At 44.6% G+C, this 26877-nt stretch carries 16 protein-coding genes; 8 read left to right on the top strand and 8 right to left on the bottom strand.

Annotated elements, in window-relative coordinates; all coding sequences use genetic code 11:
* Window positions 1-229: 229 nt before the first annotated feature.
* The 8 genes from IX315_RS05300 to IX315_RS05265 all read right to left on the bottom strand — a co-directional run bounded on the left by IX315_RS05300 (window position 230) and on the right by IX315_RS05265 (window position 15157).
* A complete protein-coding gene (locus IX315_RS05300; protein ID WP_211642667.1) occupies window positions 230-760 on the bottom strand; it encodes an RNA polymerase sigma factor in 531 nt (176 codons plus the stop codon).
* Window positions 761-966: 206 nt separating this feature from the next.
* Complete coding sequence (locus IX315_RS05295) at window positions 967-3510, bottom strand: DUF5117 and DUF5118 domain-containing protein (protein WP_211640869.1); 2544 nt, start codon at window positions 3508-3510, stop codon at window positions 967-969.
* A gap of 26 nt (window positions 3511-3536) precedes the next feature.
* Window positions 3537-6197, bottom strand: coding sequence for a zinc-dependent metalloprotease (locus IX315_RS05290; RefSeq protein WP_211837251.1), 2661 nt, complete (start codon window positions 6195-6197; stop codon window positions 3537-3539).
* Between the two features lie 125 nt (window positions 6198-6322).
* Window positions 6323-7984, bottom strand: coding sequence for a hypothetical protein (locus IX315_RS05285; RefSeq protein WP_018358794.1), 1662 nt, complete (start codon window positions 7982-7984; stop codon window positions 6323-6325).
* Between the two features lie 40 nt (window positions 7985-8024).
* Entirely contained in the window at window positions 8025-8897 is an 873-nt protein-coding gene (locus tag IX315_RS05280; RefSeq protein ID WP_211635736.1) for a DUF4843 domain-containing protein, read from the bottom strand.
* An 18-nt stretch (window positions 8898-8915) separates the two neighbouring features.
* Window positions 8916-10466, bottom strand: a complete 1551-nt coding sequence (locus tag IX315_RS05275; protein WP_169333160.1) for a RagB/SusD family nutrient uptake outer membrane protein — start codon at window positions 10464-10466, stop codon at window positions 8916-8918.
* An 18-nt stretch (window positions 10467-10484) separates the two neighbouring features.
* Window positions 10485-13832, bottom strand: a complete 3348-nt coding sequence (locus IX315_RS05270; protein ID WP_244973098.1) for a SusC/RagA family TonB-linked outer membrane protein — start codon at window positions 13830-13832, stop codon at window positions 10485-10487.
* A gap of 146 nt (window positions 13833-13978) precedes the next feature.
* Entirely contained in the window at window positions 13979-15157 is a 1179-nt protein-coding gene (locus tag IX315_RS05265) for a FecR family protein (protein ID WP_211833607.1), read from the bottom strand.
* Between the two features lie 615 nt (window positions 15158-15772).
* On the opposite strand from IX315_RS05265, the gene IX315_RS05260 reads away from it, so the two are divergent.
* The 8 genes from IX315_RS05260 to ispE all read left to right on the top strand — a co-directional run bounded on the left by IX315_RS05260 (window position 15773) and on the right by ispE (window position 26871).
* The gene (locus tag IX315_RS05260) at window positions 15773-16390 is read left to right on the top strand and encodes a TetR/AcrR family transcriptional regulator (RefSeq protein WP_134849706.1); all 618 of its coding nucleotides are present in this window, start codon (window positions 15773-15775) and stop codon (window positions 16388-16390) included.
* Window positions 16371-17792 (top strand): TolC family protein, encoded by a 1422-nt coding sequence (locus IX315_RS05255; protein ID WP_018358402.1) that lies wholly within the window; start codon window positions 16371-16373, stop codon window positions 17790-17792. Before IX315_RS05260 ends, IX315_RS05255 begins: the two co-directional genes overlap by 20 nt.
* Complete coding sequence (locus tag IX315_RS05250; RefSeq protein WP_018358401.1) at window positions 17789-18841, top strand: efflux RND transporter periplasmic adaptor subunit; 1053 nt, start codon at window positions 17789-17791, stop codon at window positions 18839-18841. The genes IX315_RS05255 and IX315_RS05250 overlap by 4 nt, the downstream gene beginning before the upstream one ends.
* Before the next feature lie 17 nt (window positions 18842-18858).
* Window positions 18859-21966 carry an efflux RND transporter permease subunit gene (locus tag IX315_RS05245; RefSeq protein ID WP_134849704.1) on the top strand — a complete coding sequence of 1036 codons (3108 nt, stop codon included), beginning with the start codon at window positions 18859-18861 and terminating at the stop codon, window positions 21964-21966.
* A 604-nt stretch (window positions 21967-22570) separates the two neighbouring features.
* Window positions 22571-23422: a CPBP family intramembrane glutamic endopeptidase gene (locus IX315_RS05240; protein WP_244973097.1), complete on the top strand. Its 852-nt coding sequence runs from the start codon at window positions 22571-22573 to the stop codon at window positions 23420-23422.
* Window positions 23419-25221 (top strand): alpha-L-fucosidase, encoded by a 1803-nt coding sequence (locus IX315_RS05235; RefSeq protein ID WP_211837250.1) that lies wholly within the window; start codon window positions 23419-23421, stop codon window positions 25219-25221. Before IX315_RS05240 ends, IX315_RS05235 begins: the two co-directional genes overlap by 4 nt.
* A 7-nt stretch (window positions 25222-25228) precedes the next feature.
* Complete coding sequence (gene nfo, locus IX315_RS05230) at window positions 25229-26077, top strand: deoxyribonuclease IV (protein ID WP_018358397.1); 849 nt, start codon at window positions 25229-25231, stop codon at window positions 26075-26077.
* On the top strand, window positions 26074-26871 hold the full coding sequence (gene ispE / locus IX315_RS05225) for a 4-(cytidine 5'-diphospho)-2-C-methyl-D-erythritol kinase (RefSeq protein WP_018358396.1): 798 nt from the start codon (window positions 26074-26076) through the stop codon (window positions 26869-26871). Before nfo ends, ispE begins: the two co-directional genes overlap by 4 nt.
* Window positions 26872-26877: the final 6 nt, after the last annotated feature.

The following is a 26877-nucleotide window of genomic DNA, read 5'->3' as shown; positions in this document are numbered from 1 at the left end:
CTGCAACGTAACTCTCCCAAAACGGGCGTGTAAGGAGAGTTACAACCGACACAATACGCCCGTTTTGGGAGAGTTACTGTGCAACAGTCTCGTTTAGGGAGAGTTACCATTGAATTCACATTAAAAACAGAGCCTATAGAAGTTATTCCCTTCTACAGGCTCTGTTTCTTTTTTGCTATACGTCGCTTTGAGAACGTTATCTCACTGCTATTTGACTTTTAACAAGAACTTAGTCCAAGCCTAAGTATGCACGAATGGAGGCATATGCTCGCTTCTTCAATGTCTTCACTGTTTCATAACTGATTCCCATCTGTTCAGCTATTTCGGTAGTGGTGTAACCATCCAAAGCATAGAGTATTACTTCACGCGCACGCGGAGAAAGTTGATCAAAAGAGAGGAAGAGTTCTTCGTACACTTGAGCTTCTTCATCTTCCTGCTCTTTAGCATTGGTTTCATCAATGCTTTTTTGTGCAATAACTATCTCTTTGTCATCAATTGTCGACACTCTGCTCTCAAAATCTCTAACGTAGTTCAGACACTTATTTGTAACTGAGCGATAAAGATAAGACCTTATAGTCTCAACATCGATTAGACTGTCACGATTGTCCCAAAGTTTCGTATATAAATCCTGTACTATGTCTTCTGCAACCTCTCTTTTCTGAACATACCTCATGGCATGACGAACAAGTTCAGCAAAATGTGCCGAATAAATCTGCTGGAACAAATATTCATTCATGCTGAATTTGTCATCACTAGCCATGAGTTATCTAAATACTGCAAGCAGTATTTCCCTATTCTGAAAAGTTGTAACGAAGGTACAAACTTAATAAAATGCCTCGTAATCCACTTAACATTCAACTAGCTGGAGCCTTCCTCTCCTTCCCCCTCTTATTAAACGGCTCTTTCATGCTGTCATATTTTCATTGTTACAAGTAAAATACGCAGAGTTTAAGCTCTGTGTCACAATCAATTTACACCCAAAGCAAAAGATATCATTCTAAGATTGTAATCAATCCTTGACTTATACGTTGTGTTATTTGACAGAAAACGAGCTTTCTTAAGTCTCTTTTCAAGACTTTGAAGCATCTTATAACCCACCTTTGTAAGGTCATTAGGGACATAGAAAGGTACAGAATTAATGGCGGCACCTCTTCTTTCTTCTATATCGTAAGTTTTAGGCATTATATCTGCGGATAGCAGCTTCATGCCAGAAACTTTCTCCTTATCACTTAATGACACGAATGAGCGTTTGTTGTTCATTGATGAAGATAGGAAAATGGCTTTCAGTTTAGGAGAAAGAGTAATGAGTGAAGTTATATACTGATTGATCATATTCAGTTTATTATCGGACAAAGGATTGCCCTTCCTCACATCGCTAAATAAGAAATCCTCAAAGTCTTTTAGCATCTCCTCTTCCGTGTAGATATCACCGTCCTCAGCATAAGCTACACTAACGGTCATAGCTTTTACTCTATCAAAAACATCCCGTATTGGCAACCCTACGGAAACTGCCCATTTAGTCATAGAGTCTCCACCTCCATTGTACTCAAGAAGTTCTTTGTTTTCATTCAAGAAGTCTAGAGTATCCCAGATCTTACAAAAAGTCTGCATAGCTACTTTCTGATCCTTTCTGCTAACTGATTTAAACTGTGTTTTGCCATCCACAGTAGCTCTACCATCTGTATATACACCTCCGATATATGATAGAAGTGGAATCATCGAATTGAAGTATGCCTCTGAGAATATATAGGCTGGCAATGTTTCCTTATAATTTGCAGGGATCTCATCGGAGCTAAGCCAAGAAGTTACATTCTTAGTTACGTAACGAAGTAAGTCAATTCGATTATAAGCAGCTTGTATAAGATCACTAGACAAGTCAGAGAATTGACCCCTAGGGTCTTGAAGCAAAGGATTGCTTAACTGTAGGAAACGATAAGCTGGATCACCATAATGAGAGCGCACCTTCCTATGAAGATATTCAGTTTCGTCCTCACCTTTAGGAATATCTGCATACAAATAGAAAATAGCGAGTCTGTCGGCAGATCCTACTACATTCATAAATAGATTGACACCTCTTTCCTTATCTCCAGGACGCGCTAAAGAGTTAAACAATACATCATCCATGACAGAAGCAGAAATACCATTAGCCTGTGTAAACTCAGGCGAACGCAACTGCTCTGGAGTGTACGCCATAGACCCAGCGAGGTTGGTAGTTAAGCCAAGCGAACGACCTATGTTTTTAAGCAAATAGGTAATTAGTACATCTTCAACTGCCTTATCATCTATATAGTAATTTCGGAAACGCTCATCTACAGCAGACATTCTTATCATTCCATTACTGCGAATAGCACTATGAATGCCTTGACCTAAAGTAATCGTTGCTCCCATAATCTGACCAGTACGAGGGTCTGTAACACTGAAGTATGAGGTTCCCTTAGATGGATTTGGATGGGATACGATCTTAAAATTCATAGGGTCGAGAGCATCAAACGAGGGGTCAGAGGGGAAAGGCTTAACCTTTAACGGTGATCCAAGTCCTTCCTGCTCAAATGCCTGATTCCACTTCTCAATAGCCACACCGATAAGATCACGCCAAGAGGGAGGTAAAAGTGTATCTACGTAGTAGACTAACTCATTTTTGCGCTGTAGGTCGGCGCGACTAACCATAAAGTTCGCTTTCACATCCGATAGATCTCGGTAATCATCAAATCCAACATTTAATGAACCTATTTCGGGATGATAAATACGAATAGGCATCTTCTCCTCAGGCAAGAGCTGAAAATACGATGCACACTCAAAAGTATGTACTGGTAACTTCGTTGTCTGAAGACCAAGCATACTAGTTGTGAGAGTCGCTGTTACTGTGCTATAAAAGGCAACAGAAGAGTCGAACATCCTAAAGTCTCGATAGAAGGAAGCTCTTCTATCGACCTCTGCGCTCTCAATCGTAGTGAAATATCCTCCATAATTTCTCCCGATTAAGTCGAATACACTTTTAGAGCCAGCATCTATATAAGATGTACAATCAAAGACCAGTGCGGTAGAATCTTCTGAATATCCCTTAATTGGGAATGTCTGGAGAATAGCTGATGCCTGGGACAACTTAAGAGCATTCTGAAGCTCTATGTTATCTTTCTTATAGAATATGGTAGGACGCAGCTGCTTAAAGATGACAAGCGAGTCTGTACAATCTATAGTCAGAAAGCGCTGTGGAGCAGCCTCGGCTCCAGCGAGTGTGAGCTCACTACTGTTTGTGATGACAGAAGATATCAGAAAGTCTCTACCCATCAGAGCTTTCGGAATCTCTAAGTAAATCTTTTCGTCATACTGGTGAACCGTGACAAAACCCTTCTCTGTCTTAAGTTTAGCTTTATCCTTGAAGAGCTTGTCATATACACTCTTCCCATCTGCCAATGCTGGTTGAGCGAACACTCCCATTAACATTAAGAATGGGAAAAAGAGCAGAGATTTACGAAGTCCTGATAAAGGAAACATGTAAGTAATCATCATAACATTATTTTTTATCTTTAGCATTACTATAAGGCTTTATCAAGTGTATCGTAAAGGAGTTTATAGTGAATCTTCGCATTGCCAGAAGAGAAGAATTTCTTCTGAGCAAGGTGCTTCTTTAGCTTAACGAGGTAACCATATATATGTGCTGGAGTAATAGAAGAAGTAAGGAACCTATTATCAGGGAGCCATTCAAATCCAGATACTGGTCTATTCTCTAATTCAAACTGAAAAGAGGAAGCCATAGCCGGCTCAACACCAATGTTTTTTAACAATGTGTCGTAAGTAGAATTATCTACGAGAGCCTTAGAGCCGCCAGCTCCCCCTTTGTTTAGTCCTCCAAGCTGCAACATAACATTAAGGTACTGTTCCTGAAGACTCATGTGCCCTTCAGTAAGATTTCGACCAGATTTTGAATTCCATACATAATCGTATAATAAACCCATCCCTTCTTCAAATGTAAATGGATCGTCTCCTAAGTACTCATATTTCGAGGTCATGATAAGCGAATTTATCATCTGGAAGAAAATCATATTCCTGAATGAGTTGGAAACAGAACCAGTAATAGACATTCGCTTACGTATTGGAGCCTCATCAAGCCAAGCCAAATCATCACACATCTCAAAGAGATACCTCATCGCCTCTCTCTGATGTGCGCGTGAGATAGGGGCGTATTTTGGCATCTTATCATCTGACTTCACTTCATTCATATAACACCCCCCAATATTCCCTGCCACATGCGAAATGTATAGTGTATATTGTCGGAGGATACTATTGTATAGATTGGTTACTTTCCTATAGTCCTCATCGTTATCAGCCAACCATAGATGCATATTCCCAAGAATATACTTTAGGTTTTTGATACCATACTTTGTAGCCTGTACTGCATTGTCACCCAAGTCCTCAGACTGAGCACGTGGATCTACAGTACCTCCAAACTGTTGCTTACCATACCTAAACATAGGATTTTGTGCTACAGCATCTGTAATTATCTTAGAAGTAATTATAGCCTCTTCTTCAGGTGTTTTAGCCTCAAAAATTGGCTTATAAGTCCACTCAATCGCGAACTTATCATAGACTCCAAATCGAGGTGGAGTTAGCTTTACACCACGCTCCATATCTCCTGGTTGTGCAACATAATTGAAACGGGCATAGTCCATGATACTTGTGGTGGTACCATACTTAGAGGTATATGATGGCGAACGGAGTGAATCCACAGGAATGGTACTAGATGCAGACATATTGTGCATTAGTCCTAAGCAGTGCCCTACCTCATGGGAAATAACATAGCGAAGAGCATCTCCTAGCTTCTCACGAGGAATATCATAGCTACGTACGCTTGGGTCTGCCTGAGAGGTTTGGGTGAACAACCAACTTCCCAATAGCTTGATAACATCATGGTACACATAAACCGATGCGGCTATAATTTCTCCGCTTCTTGGATCCATCCAAGAGGGACCCATAGCATTTTGAATACTAATCGGAGCATAGCGAACACAAGAATACTTCAGGTTATCTGGGTCAAAAGTCGGATCATCTGTAGGGAAATCACGCACTTGTACTACATTTTTGAATCCAATCTCTTCAAATAATTCGTTCCACTGAGTAATACCCTCCTTGACGTAAGGCTTCCACCACTCTGGGAATGTATTGTCAATATAGAATACGATAGGCTTTACCGGCTCTACCTTCTCTCCTCTAAGATATGCAACAGAATCTTTGGGCTGTATATCCCACCTATTCACAAAGAACTTGCGATTTCCATTATTGGGATCGGATGAGATAAACTCCCGGCCACTGAAAAATACACCAATACGGTAATCTGCCAATCTCGGACGATAAGTTTTCTCAGGCAATACAATAATAGATCTGGTCATTTCTATTGTAAAAGGGACATCTTTAGTTAAAGTAATCCCTTTTCTCGTACTAAGACCAGAGTTATAGGAAAGAACTGATGAAATAGAGACATTATCTTCGAATGCTTTGATACCCTTTACGTAAGACAAGTCCCTTCTGAAGCTCTTATTTAACCTCAAAGATGAGTAAAGACCACCTCCGGTGTCAAATGGAGTCATTAGGTCATTATCACTAACAAAAAAATCTGTTACATCAATAACGACCTTAGTAGAATCAGGATTATAAGCTTTCACCTTCATATTAGACAATATAGCTGGGGACATCCCAGTCTTCAGAGCCTCAGCCACATCTTGATCATCCGTGAGATAAAGGCTACTCATGCGTCGCATCTGCACACGATCATTCTCAAGTGTAAATGTCACATGCAAGGGGTCTTTGGGTTTGGAGCCAACAATACTATGACCATTGTCAGAAGTTCGCGTTACGGTAGAGCCGATGAGCATCTCTCTTCCCAATAGATCTAATGGTAATTCGAGATATACCTGTCCCTCAATAATGTGCAAATCCATCACACCTCGACGGGTGACTTTTGCTTTCTTGATGAGATTGGAATAGGCTTCAACCTTATTATCCTCCTCCTTCTCCTCTTCTTCATTGTCCTTGTCTTTCTCTCCCTCTTCCTTTTTGTCTGCGTCAGTTTTTTTCTCTGACTTTTTCTTGTTCGCGCTCTTTGTGAATTGCTTCATCGTATCATAATGAGACGCAGTCTGTGCTGAACCCGCAACGGATATAGCAACAAAGAGCAGTGCAACGAACCACTTTTTTACCATAATAATTTCTTATCTTATTGAGGTTAATTCCTCAAGCACACATAACCCCTTAGGGCTTAACCAATGCTATATTTGCAAAGGACAAAGCTCCCTAAAGTTAGTCACATATCCTTGAAAATAATTATTTATTGTCCAATATGTATCACATCAAGTACTTTATTAAATCCATCGTAGGTCAGGATTTTATCCGCCTCCGTTACCAAGGTTCCTGTCCCTAACTTCTCTTTATCCACTGGAATAATCCTAATAGTGTTTTTGTTGTCAGTCTTGCCAGAGACCAAGATAATAGCTTGGAGGTTCAGCGGTAGCTCTGCAGGTTTTGGCTTGAGCATACTTAAATACTGGGATTCTACACTATATTCTCCTTGTATAAAAAGTTTCCCAAACCGAAACTCCTTCTCCCCTTGTGGAAGTTTATAAAGAGATTCTGACCGCTTAGCAACAGACTGCGCTCCTCCAAAAGAGAAAGCAAATACATCAGTAGCGGTGACAGCATAGAGCACCTTGGCTTTCTTTGCAAAAAATAACGACTTTGCTTCCTTAAGAGTAGATTCTCCAGCCTCATCAAAAGTATACTTCCCTACAGCTTTACCTTTTTCATCCTTTTTTATCTTAAGAGTAGACTCATAAATAGCATGCTTACCATCTCCTTTATTCTTAAGAAGAGCATACATCGAAATAGGTTTTGAGTAATCCTCTATCTCAATTGCTAAAGCCTCATGATTGTGAAGATTATTGGGATCAAAGCTGTTCGAACTATCAAAGACTCCAAATCCAAAAACATTGCCCCAGTTATCTGTTTTTGTTAAGGTCATAAAAGCTCCTTTATCCTCATCATACCAGCATGCTACATCATCTTTGGAACTTGTAATACTTTGTCCAGCAATTATACCTTTGCTTGGATTAGATTTCTCGGAAATAGGAAGGGAGAATTGGCCCGTACGACTTCTAGGACTAAGCGTATAGATTCCTTCTGAAGTATATGCAGAAAGTAAAGAACCCGTAACTAAAAGATTATGTACTTTGAAAGACGATGGATTCGACTTGTATAAAAATATACTTTGATCCTCAGATGTATGTTTTACTTTGAAATTATCATTGTCGACCTCGTAGAGAGTCACTTTCCCATCCTTCGTTATTGTCCAGAGACGAGGGGTATATGCGAAGAGACTATTACCTTCGATACTATAGGTAAGCCTTGAAACTGAACCTTGTATTTTTTTATGAGATTCAGACCCAAAAAGGTGCATCATTTTTTTCTCTTCCCCTGAATAGGTGCGTGAAAGGTGAGAACTTTTGATATAACTAAGATTGCTTGTAGTCCCTTCATCATCTGTATCCGCAATTACAAGTCCGCTAATGATAATGCCATTGACATATACGTTCCATGAAGTGCTGTACTCAAGGTTGTTATGATCCTTATCAATGACTGTGAATGTGAGGGTATAAGGAGATGTGGACTTTTCTCGTTTCATCACATAATCAAGAATTGGTGCCTCACTTATAGTATCCTTATCAATCTTATTTGGATTCGACGTTGTGGTCAATGTCCATCGATATGCGAGGTTCGTAGATTCGGAAGCCTTTACCTTTGGCTCCACAATCAAGGTCCCCTGATACTCTACCGTCAAATCTTTGTTCTCACCTCCTTCAATCTCCACCAGTGGAATAGAGGTGGAATCAGGTAACGTACTTCGATCCTTAACACAACTCCCGAGCCCGAAAGCTAGAGAAAGGCATATCAAGGATAATACTAAACCACTGCCGTATTTTGCTATGATATTCATAAAACTTTCTTTTCTAAATCATCAAATCCGTCTAAACTCATCAGAGCCTAGCCTCTATTTTTTCCCCTTTCAGCTTACCTGCGTCATGCACAAGTGGAGTATCTGGATTTTCCTTATTATACTTCTTGATATAATCATCTAAAATCTTGGCAAAAGCCGAAGCCTTATTACCCTGAGCAATAACGCTATATCTTGGGAGATACTTATACTTTCCATAGCTTTCACCATTGAACTCATTTCCATGTTGCTCTTTACTGTCCCAATCACTCCATTTTAGAGCCATCACAATAACGCGCATAGCTTCAGGGCTATAATAGTCGAGACTAGAGGAATAAGCATTATCCCCTTTGATTAGTCGATTGTAGGTATAAATGTGCTCAGTATAAGTAGGAGTAGGTACCTTGATACCGAAGTAGACAGTAGCATCGCCATAGTCCTTTACCGATCCAGAGAAGAAATCATTTGAACCCAATTTTAATCTTATCTTAAGATCCTCCTCTTTTAGTCGGGGGGTATTGATCAGTTTTACTCTGATTTTCCCCTGATACTCCTTGGACTTAATAATAGCTGATACTATCTCATACTCTTTGGCAGTAGCTGAGGTCTCATCTTTCAGCACTTCTACAGGTATTGTTCGATCCCTATCCTCTGTAGGCCCTACCAGCATCACAGGAATATCCACGTGAGTGTATGGGCTATCGGGAGTAGCTACAAATGAGTGAGAGACTACGAACATCTTGTCTCCATCGTTGTATCCTCCTGGCTCCTTATTGTCGTGAGTCTTTAGAGGGAATCTCACCGATGCGTATGCTTTATTAAATTCGGAGATCTCACTTTTCTTACAACTACTGATTGAGAAAGCCAGTAGGAAAAGTATACACGGATAAACCCTCATTATGGTATTAGTATTCATAGTTCTACTATATTTAACTTATTGCACATAACCACTTTTCTTCTCTATCTCTGGGAATGGGAGAACATACTCCTTGTTAGTCATCGTCTCTGCCTCTTTACTCAATGGGAGTTTATCTGTACCCCACCTCTTGTACTGGAAGAATAGTACTCCTTCAGCTACAAACTCTTTCTCGTACTCTTTTTTTATCTCTTCGAGTACTTTCCCCTTATCTAACTCATTTCCTAGAGAGTCATTACCTCGCTTCGCACGAACTTTGTTTAAGAATTCAATACTTTTAGGAATATCTCCTTTGTTAAGGCTTGCCTCTGCAGCAATATAATATACCTCGGGGATTCGAATTAGGTTAACACGACCTCTATTAGTATTCGACAATGAAGACTGATCATATTTCATAGAGACATACGAAACTGGGCTACTAGTTTGATTACGAGTTAAAAGCTTAATTATACGAACATCCTTACTAGATAAATCTGTATACAAATCCTTTACCCTATCCTCTGGAATTGTAAGAGCGGAGCCGTGAGTTCCAGCAAATGAAGGTACATAGTACTTATCAGTCTTACTTCCCAAGTCCTGTACCTGAAGAGCAAAGAGAGCTTCAGGAGTCATTGAAGAATTTTTCTCATTTACTTCACTTGACGAAAGAAGTCTTATCTCCGTTTGTAGTTTAGGCTCCTTATAGCCATCTCCTTTTTCAACAAAGGCAATGACCTCTTTTGCAGCCTCCAACGCCTTATCCATAGCATCAGGAGTTCCAAACCAGAGGTGTACCCTTGCCTCAAGAGCTTTTACTGCAAAATAGTTTAGGTGCAGATCACGAAACTTATAAAATCCTTCCGCATTCACCTCCGATATATAGGAAAGATCCTTTTCTGCCGAGACTGGGTCATTGGGCTTTAGCAGTTCCTCTGCTTCCTTAATATCCTTCATCAAAGCAGCATAAAACTCTGCACCGGTAACCTGAGAAGCCATATCTTTATGTACACGTGTTATGTATGGGACAGTCTTCTTAGCATCTAGTTCAGTACTTCTTTTCCCATAGTTCCCATAGCCATACAACCTTAGGAGATCAAAATGCACATATGCACGTACAGCCAAGAATTCTCCCCTCAGTACAGCATAGTCTATAGGCGATAGGTCTTTCTGTTTCTGTTCAAGATTATAGAGACCATCATTCGCATTCGCAATTACATTAGCCAACTGACTCCATATTTCTTCTACGACGGGGATAACTTCATTCTTATCGTATGCATGTGCAGAAAGTGCACTAGAGAGGGGATTAATCTTATTCTGCACCTGATGCCCCATTAACTCAGTGGCAAACCAAGTTAGATTTTTGCCATAGGCTTTCTCATGAGCCATTGCAATATAGCATCCTGTCAAAGACTGCCTAAAACCAAGAACATTATCGAAGTGCTGAGAGCCTCGCATTTCCGAGGTCGGTGTCACATCAAACCACTTCTCACATGAGGTGAATAATAATGTGACGGTAAGTGATAAGACCAAGAGCCTGGCTCTATTCAGTGTCAGGTCTATCTTTCGAGGAATCAAGTTATATTTTTTCATATTATTCATCCGACTAGATTAGAATGTTGCAATCATGGAGAATGAGAACTGACGTGCAAAAGGGTAAGCTGTACCTCTCTCAATCTCTATGCTCGAGAATGTATGTAAATTGTTCGCATTACAAGAAAGTTTCAGTCGCTGCATATGAAGTGGCTTACAAAATTTCAAGGGAATGTCATAGTAAAGTGACAGAGCCGAAATAGTAAGTTCATTACGCTCCTGAATAAATCTGGTTGTAGGTCTGGTCCTAGAGTGAGAGTCAAATTTCTTGAACTTCGTAACCTGCCCTGGAGTGCGCCATCTACCTTGTGCCAATCGTCTATCCACGTTGTAGGTAATATTTGCATTCTCTACCTTGTCCACCAAAGTAGCGTTGTACGCCTGAGCTCCCATTAGATAGCCAAGCGTTAGATTTAAGCCGAATCCCTTATATTCTGCATTGATTCCACAAGTACCTCTTAGCTTAGGAGCTGTATCCCCCACTGGACAAAGATCCGTAGGATCGTAGTCATAAGTCAGTGTCCCATCTCTCTTAATGAAAAGCTCCTTACCATTAGTAGGATCAATTCCTGCAGACTTTATAGCGAATATAGTTGTCATAGACTGACCATCCTGAAATAATGGTACAGGAGAGGATGAGTTTGACTCTTTGGACTTCTTCATCATACGCTCATTGTACTCTCGAAGACTATCTGACAGACGAACGATATAGTTCTTATTAGTCACAGCAGAGCCAAACACATTGAAAAAGCCCTTGTCACTCTGCCATATATTGTATGAGAAACGAGCTTCAAGACCGGAATTACGTATCAGACCAAGATTGTCTTTTACGACAGAGAACCCTGTAATTGTAGGTATTGCTAAGTCAGTAAGCATGTTTCGTGTGTCAGAAGTATAGAGGTCAAATGTAACTGAAAGACCCTTCAGCATAAGGTCCATTCCAACATTATAGTCCATCTTCTGCTCCCATTTGAGATCCGGGTTAGGCATAATGCTGAGGTATGCACCTGTTTGATTTCCATATACTACACCAGAGTAGTATCTATATGTTGGAATTGCCGAATTGGTAGTAAAGTTCTGATTTCCAGTAAGTCCAAGAGACGCTCTAACCTTTAGACGTTGCAGGTTTTTATTTGACAACCATTTCTCATTGTGCATGTTCCAGCCAAGTCCAATAGACCAACTAGGTGACCACCTATTGTTTCTCCCGTAGAGTGATGATGCACTCTCTCGAAATGTTCCTTCAAGTAAGTATCTGCTATCATAGTCATAAGATGCAAATAGTAGCATACTTGCATCGCGCGTAAGTGTAGAGTACCCCACTGGCTTCGTTCCCTCTTGGTATCCCTTAGCAAAGGTGATATCAGTAGCAGAAGCATTGGCAAAGCCTCTGGCTATATGCTGATATGTACTTCCTTTTGCTTCAGACATAGATACGCCCGCATTAGTAAAGAAAGAGTGCTTTCCTATAGAGGTATTATAGTTTATATTGAGATTTCCAGAGTAATTGCTGTTCGAGCCATTCTCTACCGTATAGCTTCCTCGTGTATCATGCTTATCCTCTGAGATAAGTGCAAAAGAAGAGTGCAGCGGTGGTAAGAAATGATCCAGTTCATTTTTTCTCGCCATCACACCGAGTCGGAAATTAGCCTTGAGGTTAGGGGTAATTGTCCATTCAGTAAAGAAGTTGTCAATCATCTGCAAATATTTGCTCTTCAGCGAAGTCCCAATTGTGGCATCATATAGGGGATTAGGAATATTCTCCTCTGCCCACCTTAGTACATTTCCCTTTGCATCCTGTGCTTGCCAATACGGGTTCATACGTGCGTAGTCGCTGAATTTACCATAAGGAGAATCCTCCGCTACATTAGACGTGACGGTCAGTACATTTCGAAAGAGGAGATTATTCTTTCTGTATGAGAGGTTCATTGAGGTAGATAAGTTATTACGGGATGACCCCTTCATAGCACCATTAAGAAGCCGATAGGTAAAATCGATTGTAGCCCTAAGGCTTTTAGAGTCACCTAACTCCACACTGATACTATGCTTATGACCAAATCCCACACGAATAGGCTTCGAAATCCAATCTGTGCTGAGCCCTTGCAATACAAGAAGCTTTCTCTTATTGTAAAGCTGATCTTTCACTTCTTGCCCTCGCACTGATGTTTTGTTTTCGTACACGCCATCAAGCTTCTCGACCTCCAGTTTTTCTACTCCGTCGGTCGTTAGATTATAACTGGAGAGATCAGGGACATCCAATGTCATCATTCCTGAATAGGTTACCCGATGCTCATCTCCCTTAAGCTTTTTCGTTTGAATAACTATGACACCATTTGCAGCCTTAGAACCATAGAGTGCCTTGGCTGATGCATCTTTTAGAGTAGTCATGGACTCTATTCTATTCATATCCATATCCATAACCGTCTCTATACTTACTTCGAAACCGTCAAGAATAAACAGTGGCTGGTTAGGATTATTGGTATAGCCACTCTTCAGAGAGTTTCCCTCAGTCATCGAGATACTTGATGTTCCGCGGAGTGACACGTCGGGGAGTTTATTTGGGTCTGATCCTAGTGAAAAATTATCTGGAATATATATAGCCGGATCTACATTTTTGAGACTTGAAAGGGCATTATTTCCTCCCACTTTCCGCAAATCGTCTCCTGCAATGGAGAGTGCAGAGCCAGTATAATTACCCACTGGACGAGTATACACACCTGTTACCACTACTTCCTCAAGCGTTACACTCTCGGATAACGTAACATTATTCACTACATCCTTGTCTCCAGATTTAATCTTTATCTCTGTAGGCTCCACACCAACCATGGAATACTTAAGAGACACCTCCTCATCACAAGGAATCTCCAACTGGTATCGGCCGTCGGCATCTGCAATAGCATATTTCTTTGTCTTTTTATCTGCCACTATTGCGCCCGTTAATGGTACCGATTTGTCGTCCAATATGAGACCACTTACTATACGAGTCTTCCTTTTAGAAGAGTTTTTCTTTATGGTTACAATCTGACCTGTCACCATATAAGTTAGCCCGCGAGGAGTCAAGACATCATCCAACACAGCAGACATGGGAACGGCATTTACCTTAATGGATATACGATCGTTCCTATCAAAGAGTTCGGTTGAATAAACAAAATCTACTGATGTTTGCTTCTTCAATTCTTCAAAGAAAGTAGCAACAGAAGCCTTTTCAAGGTTAAGAGTCACCTTCGGATTATGAGGCTGTTGACACATTGGAGATAGGGGCTGAAGGTCAAATCTCCATGCCGATGCATAAGCATCAGCCAGAAGAGGCAGACAAAGTACCAAGTAGAGGCACACAACCGCCTTAAAAAGCAATGATTTTTTCATTTTCATTTATTGAAGTTATTTAGAATACTAATCACAGCAGACAACTAATCTTATAACCCATTGAATATAGGAAATAATATAGAGTACATCTATGACATATTTAATTCCACTACTCATCTACGTTTATTATACTGCATCGAACAAACTTACTTGCTACGTCCTACCAAAATTACTCCATCTTTCAACTCCATCTCTATATCAGAAGTCGCAGACAGTGCTTGAAGCACATCGGTAATCCCAGACTTTCTACTTAGTGATCCCGAGACAGTCTTCTGGCTGGTTATTGTATCGGCAAACGAAACCTTTACATCATACCAGAGCGACAATACATTCATCAGACGCACCAGTGGCATTTTATCAAATAGTATACTACCTGCATCCCATGATGTATAAGGAAGGAGGTCAATTGATTCTATAAAAATAGATCCAGCATCTCCAAAAATTGCCCTATCCTTAGGGTTTAGCATAGTCATCTCAGACGAAGTGCTGCTCTTTCTCTGTATTCCCACGCTTCCCTCTATCAATACCACCTCCGTACTCGTGTCTTCAGCTTTAGCACACACATAAAACGTTGTCCCAAACTGCTTAATTTTACCATTTGTTGTATGTATGATGAATGGGCGAGACTCTTTTGCAACTTTTACATATGCTTCTCCTTTTAAAGTGACCTCACGTGTAGGACCATTAAAGCGAGGAGGATAAGTCAATACCGTGTTATATCCCAAGTGCATTTCTGTCCCATCCTCAAGGACTACCAAGAACTCCTTTTCATCTGAACTAAATTGCTTGCGATGTCCAGAGTCCTCGACTTCATAGGTCTTACCCTCTTCAAGATGATCTCTTGAAACTGAACCAGCAACATCCGGAATCCCACTCTGTTCTACTTCACTGAGAATAACACTCTCAAGCCATTTAGTACTATCTAAAGACGCATATATCACTTTCTTTGGCTCATTTACATCATCCGGTACATCATGCCGCCACAATAGCCAACCTCCCATTAACAACAATGCGGGGAACAACACAGCAGCTACTGGTCGCCAAATCTTAGACTGCTCTAAAAACCTAAATTGCCAAGAGACCTTTGATGCTAAACTTCTGCCTTCTTTAGAACTCCATCGAGTTTCTCTCCACAACCTATATTGCATTGAAATAGACTCATCCTCTATGAGCTTATCATGAATAGGCTGCATCTCTGGGAATTCCTTCAGTAGCTGACGCAACTCCACTATTTCTACATCTTTCAGTGCACCTACTTTCTTAGCGACTAAAAGAGCATAGAGACGTCTCTTTATTTTTTGATTATATTCAGATTTTATCGTCATAAAACAAATAAAATTGTCTAACTCTCGCTTTGTACTATTATGACACATAGGAGCCCATTTCGGGGGACAACACAAGTGTTAAAAACAAACTGCCAGAGTTGACGTATTAAAAACAGCTTGGCTAACAACGAAATATCCCCCCTATGGAATCAATTCCTACTAGACTATATGAGACTGTTGCACGGTGGCGAACTACTGCGTTACTTTCGACATTCAGCTTCGGTCACGTACGTGAGTACGCTCCCGTCAGCTTCATTCTCAGTGCCTTGTATTTCACCACCGTGCAACGTCTCAGCCGATTTGCTTGCAAATCGGCGAGAATGGGCACTTCGTGCAACATTCTCTATATACCAGAGATTATTGAGCCATAAAACAACTGCCGCTCTATATTATATACCCACGATTACCGAGACCATATACTCCTTATCATACAATAGAAATGAGTTTTTACAATACTCTGAACTTCAACATATAAACTCTTCAAAGTCGTCAACCCTGAGTGGGTGCATGGAGCAAATACCTGCATCGAAAAACAAATTAAAATTCAACAATTATACTATGTAAGTAAATAAAGTGTATATTTGCCGTGTAATCAATTAGAGCTAGGTAGAGTATATGAATGTAAGTAACCGAAAAGACAAATACATAGATAAGGCTATCGTAGTACTGAAGCGAGATGGTCTGAGGCTATCACTGGATGAGATCGCAACTAAGATTGGGGTAACAAAGAAGACGTTGTACAACCATTTTAGTTCGAAAGAAGAGCTTTTGAAGGAGTGTATCCGCTCCATCTCGAGCGATTTCAGGTATGCGCTCTCTAAGCTAGACGATCCTCATCATTCGCCCATTGAAAACATGAGGTGCACCTTCTTCAGCGTCACCAATCTCTTTATGGTGGTCAACCCCGTCTTCTTCTCCGATCTCATGCGCGATAACCCCAACCAAGCTATGCTGGAGCACGTAGTGGGTTCGGGCTTTTTCAAGCAGAAGATAGAAGCTAACCTAAGCAAAGGGATAGAGGATGGTATCTACCGTGAGGATCTGGATATCGAGTTTGTGGGGAGTTATATGTCTTATTCCATCTTCGGATTTTATATCAATGGGATAGTTAATAGTAATCCACTAATACCCAAGACCTACTTCGAGGATATCCTCGAGTATCACTTAAGAGCTATAACGTCGGACAAAGGGAAAAAAATAATTGATAATAACTATGGAAGGACTAAGGAGTAAATCATCTGTATGGTGTGTGGCGATTGCTTTTGTGGCAAGCTTCGGTCTATCGTTTCTGGGGACAGATGCCCATGCGCAAGAGGTCTATTCGCTGCAGAGCTGCCTAGAGTATGCGCTTCAGCATAACCTCAACATTAAGAAGTCGGGCTACGACAAGGAGAAGGCAAATTATGCACGCAAGGAAGTCTTGGGTGCATTGATGCCTCAGATCAATGGATCCGCCAATCTTAATGACAATATTAAGAAAGCAAAGTTCGTGATGCCCAACTTCATGAATAGCATGCTACCCCCCAATATGCAGAACCCTAATGCACCTAAGTATATGACGGTGGAGATGGGTACACAGTACACTGCCAATGTGGGGATACAAGCGTTTCAGCAGATTCTCAACCTCTCGCTCTTCAATGCCGTGAAGATATCCAAGGTGGCAGAGCGTATGGCAGCACTAGGGGCGGAGTCCACAGAGGAAGATGTGATTACCCAGACCGCCACGCTCTACTACGGCATCCAGAGTACCGAATATGCCATGGGCGGGATGAGCAAGAGCGTGGAGCTGGTAGAGAAGATGCTCAAAATGATGGAGGTCAATCACGCCAATGGCTTGGTGAAGAAGGTAGATGTAGACCGCCTCAAGGTAAACCTTACCAACCTCCTCACCCAGAGGTCCGCAATACAGAATGTGGTAGAGGTGCAGAAGAATCTTCTGAAGTTACAGATGGGATTGGATATAGAGTCACCGCTCTCGATAGCGCCTATGGATCTCTCGCTCGTAGAGGACAAGGCGAAAGAGGTATCACTGGAGCCCTTTGCGCTCACCCAGCACACCGCCTACAAGCTACTACTAGAGAAGAAAGAGATGGCGAAGCTCCAGAAGAAAGCAGCCATCTACGAGTATATGCCTACGATATCCCTGATGTTCAATGCGCAGTACAATGGTGTCTGCGATGAGTTTTTCAGAGGGGAAACCAACTACTGGTATCCTACTGCGATGATTGGGCTAAGCCTAAAGATTCCTATCTTCAGCGGCTTTAGTCGCCGTTCGAAGGTTAAGGAGAGCAATCTCGAACTCATGAAAGCCCAAGAGGATATCAAGATACTAGAGCAATCCCTCAGTATGGCGCATAAGAATGCTGAGCTCAAGCTAAGCGATACCCGACGAACGATTGCACTACAGAAAGATAATCAGCAGCTAGCCGAGCAAGTCTTTGATATCGCACAGAATAACTATGTACTCGGTGTGGCTTCGCTATCGGACGTACTCAATGCCAGCCAATCACTGATACAAGCACAGATGTCGTATGCCAATGCCCTCAATGAGTATATGAAGGCGTACATCGACCTCAAGAAAGCCAATGGAGAGATAAGGGAACTAATGACAATAAATAAATACAAGTACTTATGAAACGCATAACTTATATCGTGGCGAGTATACTTATCGTGGCACTCGTCGTGCTCATCCTTATACTCAATAAGAGATCTACCGCCTCCAAAACACAGATGCTGGAGGACGAAGCATCGGCAGTAGCGGTGCGTACCGAGGTGGTGGATAGTAGCTCCTATGCTACGAACTTCGAGACCAATGGCGTGCTCGAGGCTGCGCACGACCTCTCTTTCGTTTCCGATATGGGCGGTCGTGTGATGCAGATTTACGCCAACGAAGGAGACCAAGTGCAGAAGGGCAAAGTGCTGATACAGCTAGATGCGGAGACCCTTCGGGCAGATGTCGAATCCACCCGCGTAGCCTACGAAGCCGCACAGAAGGATTACGAGCGCTTTAAGAACGCCAACGCCCAAGGCGGTGTCACGGATCAGCAGCTCGCCGCTATCCATACCCAGATGGTGGCTGCCGAGAGCCGCTACATCGCTAGCCGTAGACGCCTTTCAGATGCCTCTATCAAGGCGCCAATGTCGGGTAAGATCTACAAGCGGTATGTAGAGGTCGGTAGCTTCCTCAATCCCGGAGCCAAGCTCTTCGATATCATCGACGATTCTCAGCTGAAGGTCAATGGTTACCTCACGGAAAAGCAAAGACTTGGCGTCACCAAGGGTCAGGCTGTCGTGGTGACTAGCGACCTATATCCAGGCAAGACGATAGCTGGAGAGGTGACTTTCGTAAGCGACAAAGCGGATCGCTCTCTCAACTTCCCTGTAGAGGTCACCATTACGGAGAAAGAGCTGGACCTACTCCCTGGTATGTACGTAGGTATCTCGTTCGGAAATGAAGCGCAGAAGACAGGCATCCTCATCCCACGCAGTGCCATCAGCGGTAGCGTAAAAGATGCTAGTGTATATGTGGTACAGAATGGCGTAGCCACGAAAAAGCCTATCGTCGCTGGCGGCATCATCGGCAACCGTATCGAGGTGCTTGAGGGACTACAGCAGGGCGATAGCATAGTGATAGCCGGCCTTATCAATATCACTAATGGTACACCGGTGAAGAACGTGAAGTGACATAGGAGGGAAGCGATATGAAACTAACAGAATTATCTATCAAGCGGCCTATATTCGTCACCGTACTATTTATACTCCTGACCGTATTGGGCTACCTAAGCTATAAGAGCTTAAGCGCGGAACTGATGCCAAAGTTTACTCCGCCGGTGCTAAATGTGCAGATTATCTACCCAGGCGCCTCCCCTAGCGAGGTCGAGACTTCGCTCACACGCAAGGCAGAGGATGCCCTCTCGAGCATGGAAGGCATTGATAATATTCAGTCCTTCTCCTTCGAGGGGATGTCCATGATCTTAGTGTCGTTCAACTTTGGTACGAATATCGATAAAGCCATGACCGATGCGCAGAACCTCATCAATGCCAAGCGCATGGAGCTGCCACGAGATATCCTCTCCCCTACTATCTCCAAGATTTCGGTAGATGAGAAGCCAATACTCATCCTCTCGGCGGTCTCCAATATGGCGCCTACCGACTTCTTCCAGCTGGTAGATAAGCGTATAGTGCCCGAGCTATCGCATGTCAATGGCGTAGCCAAGATAGGACTAGTCGGCGGTACTGAGCGCGAGATACAAATCAACCTAGATCAGGCAAAGTTGAGAGAGTTTGGGCTCACCCCACTCATGGTACAGGGCGCTATCCGTGCGGGGAATCTCGACTTCCCTACCGGCTATCTCCATAACGATGAGACCCAGACAGCCATCCGCCTTTCGGGTAAGATTACCTCTATTGAGGAGCTTCGTAGCCTCGTTGTCCGGACTACACAGACAGGCGCCTTGGTTCGTCTAGGTGATATCGCTGAGGTGATCGATGATATCAAGGATCCAGTGAAGATAGGGCGCGTCAATGGTCAGGATGCTATCCTTATCAATATCCTCAAGCAGTCCGATGCCAATGCCATCAAGGTGAGCGAGCAAGTCAATGATAAGATTGCGCAGCTCGAAGAGGACTACGCCAATGACGGGCTAAAGATAAATGTGGCACAGGATACTACCACTTTCACCCACCAGTCTATCAATTCCGTACTCATCGATTTGCTACTAGCGATCATACTGGTATCGGTGGTGATCCTATTCTTCCTACACAACTTTAGGAACGCCCTCATCGTAATGGTTGTCGTACCTGTCTCCCTTATCTCCTCCTTTATCGGCATGAAGCTCTTCGGCTTCACACTCAACCTCATGTCGCTCCTCGCACTCTCACTCGTGATAGGTGTCATTGTGGATGATGCAATCGTGGTGATTGAGAACGTGTACCGCCACATCGAGATGGGCAAGAATAGAGTGCGGGCGACCTATGATGCGATGAAAGAGATCGGGCTAACGGTGGTCTCCGTCACCTTGGTGCTGGTGGTCGTCTTCCTTCCCGTTATCTTCACCGATACCTTGGTCTCTGACATCCTACGGCAGTTCTGTGCCGTTATCGTCATAGCCATCCTTTTCAGCCTTTTGGCTGCGCTCACCTTGGTGCCGCTCCTTACCTCTAGGTATGGTAATATCTACGAACTTACGGGCAAGAACTTCTTCGAGCGCATCTTACTTAGCTTCGAGAAGGCTATCTCGAAGTTCGCCCATTGGATTTCCAATATTTCTGAATGGGGGCTGAAGCACAAAGGCAAGCTCGCTCTTATTGTGGGCTTGATTACAGTAGCCGTACTTGCACTCTTCCCCTTAGGGTTTATCAACTTCGAGTTCCAGCCCTACATAGACCGCGGAGAGTTTATCGTCCAGCTCGAGATGCCTAAAGACATCTCCATGGAGGAGTCCAATGCCCTCGTCCTCAAGGCCGAGAACTGGTTTATGCAGCGCTCCGAGGTGGAAGAAGTCGTAACCATGGTAGGACTCACCAGCGACAATACCCAGAGCACCAAGGGAACGCCTTACCTCGCCGAACTCAATGTAAAACTGCATAAGCAAAAAGAAGGGACAGAGGAGTACATTACCCGTATTCGCAAACCGCTCTCGGATTATCTTGTGGATGCCAAGGTAAATATATTTAGTGTCAACCTCACCGGTACAGCTGCCAAGGCAGCCATTGAGTATATCATCACTGGTAGCGACAACGACTCCGTGATGGGGTATGCCGATAAGGCGCTACAAATCCTTGGCTCTATCTCGGGCGTGATGCAAGAGCGACTATCGGTAGAGAATGCCACCCCCGAAATTATCGTAAAGGTAGACCGCGATAAGATGGCAGAGCTAGGGCTCACGCTTGACAATGTGGGCGTACTCATGCAGATGCACTTCCAAGGGAACAACCAGCTGAAGTACACCCAGGGCAATGATGACTATGCTATCAATATCCGCGCCGATAAGTCCTACCGCCAGCAGGCAGATGATGTAGCGAATATGGGATTCGTCAATCCTCGTGGTGAGAATGTGCGACTCGCACAGTTCGCCGACATCTCGCTGGGAACAGGTCCTAGCCGACTCGAACGCTACAACCGTAATAGTTCGGTCACCCTAAGGTCTCAGGTCTATGGCGTACCTGCAGGAGCCGTCTCCAAGGAGTTTATGAGTAAGCTACAAGAGAGTGATATGCCGAAGGGCGTAAAGATACAAGCTACAGGAGACATGAAAAAGATGTCGGACTCTATGAGTGTCTTGACCACTGCCCTTCTCCTATCGCTTATGCTCATCTACCTAGCCATGGTGCTTTTGTACAATAACTGGACCGACCCTATTGTGGTGATGATTTCCATACCATTATCTATCGTAGGCGCGCTATTGGCATTGGCGCTTACCAATACCGCCATGAGTATCTATGCGATGCTGGGAGTCGTGATGCTTGTTGGTCTGGTGGCGAAGAATGCTATCCTTCTGGTCGACTTTACCAATGAAGCCCTCCGAGAAGGTCAGACCATGGACGATGCCCTCATTCAGGCAGTAAGGATCCGTACCCGACCTATCTTGATGACAGCCCTCTCTACCATTATAGGTATGCTCCCTGTCGCCCTCTCCAAGGGTTCAGGCGCAGAGCTTCGCAACGGTATGGCTTGGGTAATCATCGGAGGTATGGCAGTCTCTACCTTCCTCACGCTGATAGTGGTACCAGCCGTCTATAAACTGATACACGCTAGGCGTAAGCAAAATAAGAAGACCGTAGATATCGAGCAACTCATGCGTGAGTAACGGTATTTAGCTCTCCACGGCCTCGGGCTTTGCCCTTAACCGAGGCTATCGAAAACCGCGCTAATGTATCCTATTGTTATAGGGCTGGGGATTGGGTGAAACAATAGTGCGGTTTTCGTTAGTCACGCCTGAACTGAGGAGAGGAGCTAAGCCCCCTTTAGGGGGTTTGGGGGCTTACTCTTCTCATGACTATAGCCCTCCCAAAAATTGTTATCGCTCATGCCGTTTTCTGATACCCTATATCAGCGAAATTTATTCCTAGAGATAAATATATTTATTTGTACAGATAAATAAATTTATTCCTAGGAATAAATTTTGCTGATATAGGGTATTAGAAAAAGGTATGAGATATAACCGCGCTAATGTTCTCTATTACTGACTGTTAATGGGATGAAACTGTAGCGCAGTTTTCGTTAGCATCGCTTGAACTGAGGAGCGGAGCAAAAGCCCCCTTTAGGGGGTTTGGGGGCTAACTCCGGTTTAGGGGCTACCTTCGGTTTAGGGGGGCTTATGCCTATTCTGGATTGCGGTACAGCGCAATGGGTGGATGGAAGAGGAGATTTTGGTAAGTTTGTGGCTAATGATTTCAAAATACGTGAATAGTATGGAATGGATAGGGAATAGTTATAACCCCAGTGCGACACCCAAGGGAGGCTACTTCTTCTCCCTCTGGGGGTTTTTAGTGCTTATGGGGATTGTGCTCACCGTTATTATGATACCGGCATTGGTGCTGCTATCGGATGCCAAAATGGCTATGTATGCAGGGCTTTTGCTGCAGGGCTTTGTTCTCTTTGCACTACCAGCATGGTTGGTGGAGACTTACTACCGACGGAGCCACATGGAAGAGGTGTGGCATTTGAGGACTCAGGATGTTGTCCCTCGCAATATTGCGCCGATGCTCTTGCTACTTATCAGCACGCTTGCTGGGGTAGCTGCGCTGACCTCTGCCATGGAGGTTCTACCCGTGCCGGCGCTCTTCGAGGAACTAGAGCGGGCAACCACAGAGCAGTACGAGCAGATTATGACGGAGCGTGAGCCCGTGAAACGCATCCTCATTTGGCTAGGTACAGTGGTGGCAGCGCCCTTTGGCGAGGAGCTATTTTTCAGGGGCGCACTCATGGGGTGGTTGCTTACCAAGATGAAGAATAAGCATGTTGCTATCTGGATAGTGGCACTCGTATTCAGTGCGGTGCACATGCAGTGGACTGGCTTTCCTGGTCGTCTACTGATAGGTGGCATGCTCGGATATGTGGCGATCTATGGAGGACTGTGGATGGCGATACTCTTCCACTTCCTCAATAACCTCCTAGCCCTTCTCCTGCCGGATATCGACAAAGTGGATGGTATATGGTGGGTGATTCTGATTGCCCTCCCTGCTATCGTTTTGGTACTAAGGTATATGAAGAGGGTAGCCGCTCAGAACAAGGCGACTACTGAGAATAAAGATATAGTATGAATAGATTAGGCAAAGCATGCGCGATGATGGCAGCTACGCTACTCATGGCGAGCTGCGGAACGCAGAAGGAGACAACAACGACTTACGAGAAGCATCTGGAGTTTCCCAAATCGATGTCTTTCGAGGAGAAGGTAGACCTAGCCAGTAGGCTCGTGCCTACACCTCAGCAATTGGCATGGCAGAAGCTGGAGATCACTGCCTTTATCCACTTTGGTATCAATACCTTTACCGATAGGGAGTGGGGCGATGGTACCGAGGATCCAGCACTATTCAATCCTGAGGGACTCGATACCGACCAGTGGTGTAAGGAGCTATCTGAGGCGGGTTTTAAGCTGGTGATACTCACCGCTAAGCACCACGATGGTTTTTGCTTATGGCCTACCAAGACCACGGAGCACAGTGTGGCGAGTTCGCCTTGGCGCGAGGGTAAAGGCGATGTCGTGGGCGACCTCGCTCAGTCGTGTAGGAAGTATGGGTTGAAACTCGGGCTATACCTCTCGCCTTGGGATCGTAATCACCCTACCTATGGTGCAGGTGAAGCCTACAATAAAGTATATCTGGAGCAGCTCCGAGAGCTACTCACCAATTATGGCGAAGTAGATGAGGTGTGGTTCGATGGTGCCAATGGCGAAGGTCCGAATGGTAAGCGGCAGGAGTACGATTGGGATGCGGTGGTTTCGCTGATCAGTGAGCTGCAGCCCAATGCGATTACAGCGATCATGGGGCGTGACGTACGCTGGGTAGGCAATGAGCGTGGACTAGGGAGGGAGACAGAGTGGAGCGCTACCGTACTACCGCCAAGTTCGCTAGATAGGAGCAAGCAGATAGAGGAAGCTCTTGGCATAGATGCCGTGAGCCAAGACCTAGGTAGCCGTGCTATGCTCGAGGAGGCAACGGAGCTATTTTGGTATCCTAGCGAAGTGGATGTGAGCATCCGTCCAGGGTGGTTTTACCACGAGAGTGAAGCGCCTAAGAGTCTGGAGCAATTGGCGCATATCTACTTCAGTTCGGTAGGTATGAACTCCTCCTTGCTCCTCAATATCCCGCCCAATAGGGAGGGGCGACTCGACGATAAGGATGTCGCTCGCCTCAGGGAGTTTGGTCACTTTGTAAGAGACTTCAATGCACAGAATGCAGTAGTGGGCTTCGAGCCACTTACCCTCGAAGCAGGTACTTATGCCGAGTGGGAACTAGACGAGGAGCAGCTAATCTCTGCCGTGGTACTCCAAGAGGATATTGCCAAGGGGCAGCATGTAGAGCACTTCGAGCTAGAGGCAATGATAGGTAACGGCTGGACGAAGGTAGGCGAGGGTACTACGATAGGTCACAAGAGGATTATCCTGAGCGAGGCGCCTTTCCGTGCCTCCAAGCTAAGGCTCAAGCTCCTAGAAAGCCGAGGTATGGCCTATATATATAGTGTGTCTGCGCACCAAGTGCCCGAGGTAACGCCTACGGTCGATGCTTCGCAAGTGACCCTTATAGCGAAGGATGGCTGGCAGAAGGTAGACGGTGATGGGCTGACCATCGACCTCGGCAATACCCTTATGGTCAATGGCTTTGTCTACTCCCCCAAAGGAGAGGGCAACAAGTTGATGACCCACTACGATCTATCGGTGGGTGCCGATGGCGAGCACTGGGACAGCGCTAAGAGCGGAGAGTTTGGCAACATCGTGAATAACCCTATTCCTCAGTATTGCAAGCTATCGGAGCCCAAGGAAGTCCGTTTTGTTCGGCTCTCGGGAACGAACCAAGCGGGTACGAATATTGTTGCAATGGTAGACGAATTTGATATTTTCTAAGATAATTATGCGCACAAAATACATCGGTGCTCACGTATCGGCTTCGGGTGGCGTATCAAATGCCCTCACCAATGCCAAGGAGATTGGCGCCAATGCGTTGGCACTCTTTACTCGCAACCAAAGGCAATGGTACCCCAAACCTATGGAGGCGGCAGAGATAGAGAAGTTCAAGGAGCTGATGGTAGAACTAGGGTTCGAGCAGAAGTATATCCTGCCGCATGCTAGCTACTTAATCAACCTAGGGAATCCCGATGCGGAGAACCTCAAGAAGAGTAGGGATGCTTTTCTCGACGAGATGCAACGCTGCGAGCAGCTAGGACTGACGATGCTGAACTTCCACCCAGGAAGTCACCTGAAGCAGATGAGCGAAAGCGCTTGTCTGGCTCAGATAGCCGAGGAGATCAATCGCGCACTCGACAAGACCTCGGGCGTTACAGCCGTGCTGGAGAATACCGCTGGGCAGGGCACTAATCTGGGGCACCGCTTCGAGCACTTGGCAGAGATCATCGACCAGGTGGAGGATAAGAGCCGTGTGGGTGTGTGTATCGATACCGCCCATTCGCTAGCGGCAGGCTACGATATCCGTACACAGGAGGGGTATAATGAGACCTTTAGGGAACTAGATAAGGTAGTGGGGCTAGGCTACCTTCGTGGGATCCATCTCAATGATTCACAGAAAGCACTAGCGAGCCGTGTAGACCGTCATGCCTCGGTAGGCGAAGGCGTGATGGGTATGACCCTATTCGAGCTTATCATGAATGACCCACGTACCGACGATGTCCCTATTATCCTCGAGACACCAAACCCTGACCTCTGGGCTAGCGAGATAGCTCTGCTCCGCACTTTCGTATTATGATTGTATTTCCTAAAGCCAAGATCAACCTCGGTCTTCGGGTACTTCGCAAGCGGGCTGATGGGTACCACGACTTGCAGACATTACTCTATCCGATTCCGCTACGTGATAGTCTGGAGATCCTCCCTGCCGATCGTATGCGCTACGACTTCGGCACTTGGGGAGAGCCAGCTGAGGACAACCTCGTGGTGCGTGCCTATAGGATGATTCAGGAGGTGCGCCCCGAGCTACCACCGGTAGAGATTATCCTGCGTAAGCGGGTGCCCACTGGCGCCGGACTTGGGGGCGGTTCGTCGGACGCTACTAATATGCTGATGCTGCTTAATAGGCAGTTCCAGCTCGGGCTCTCTTACGACGACCTCCACCCACTCGCCACCCGACTGGGTGCCGATTGCCCTTTCTTCCTTCGGGACGAGCCACAGATGGCAGAGGGCATAGGCGAAGTACTCACACCCTATGGGGTAGACCTGAGCGGCAAAGTCCTCACCCTACTTCTCAGTGATATTCATGTCTCCACCGCTGAGGCTTATGGCGGCGTGCAGCCCCATGAGCAAGGGGAAGATGTGGCTGAGGCACTTCAGCTCCCTTTGGATCAGTGGCGCCATAGGCTAGTCAACGACTTCGAACCACATATATTTGCCCATCACCCCACGCTTGCCGAGGGTAAAGAGATGCTTTATAGGGCAGGAGCCATCTACGCTGCTATGAGTGGCAGCGGCTCCACACTATTCGGAATCAGCGAACAACCGCTAGATATCCGACATTGGAACGGCACACAACTAACTTATACATTATAATACAGC

It is taken from the genome of Porphyromonas levii (assembly GCF_018206105.1).
Lineage (GTDB): Bacteria > Bacteroidota > Bacteroidia > Bacteroidales > Porphyromonadaceae > Porphyromonas_A > Porphyromonas_A levii.
The sequence above is the reverse complement of the archived record's forward strand: the minus strand, read 5'-3'. Positions and strand labels throughout refer to the sequence as shown.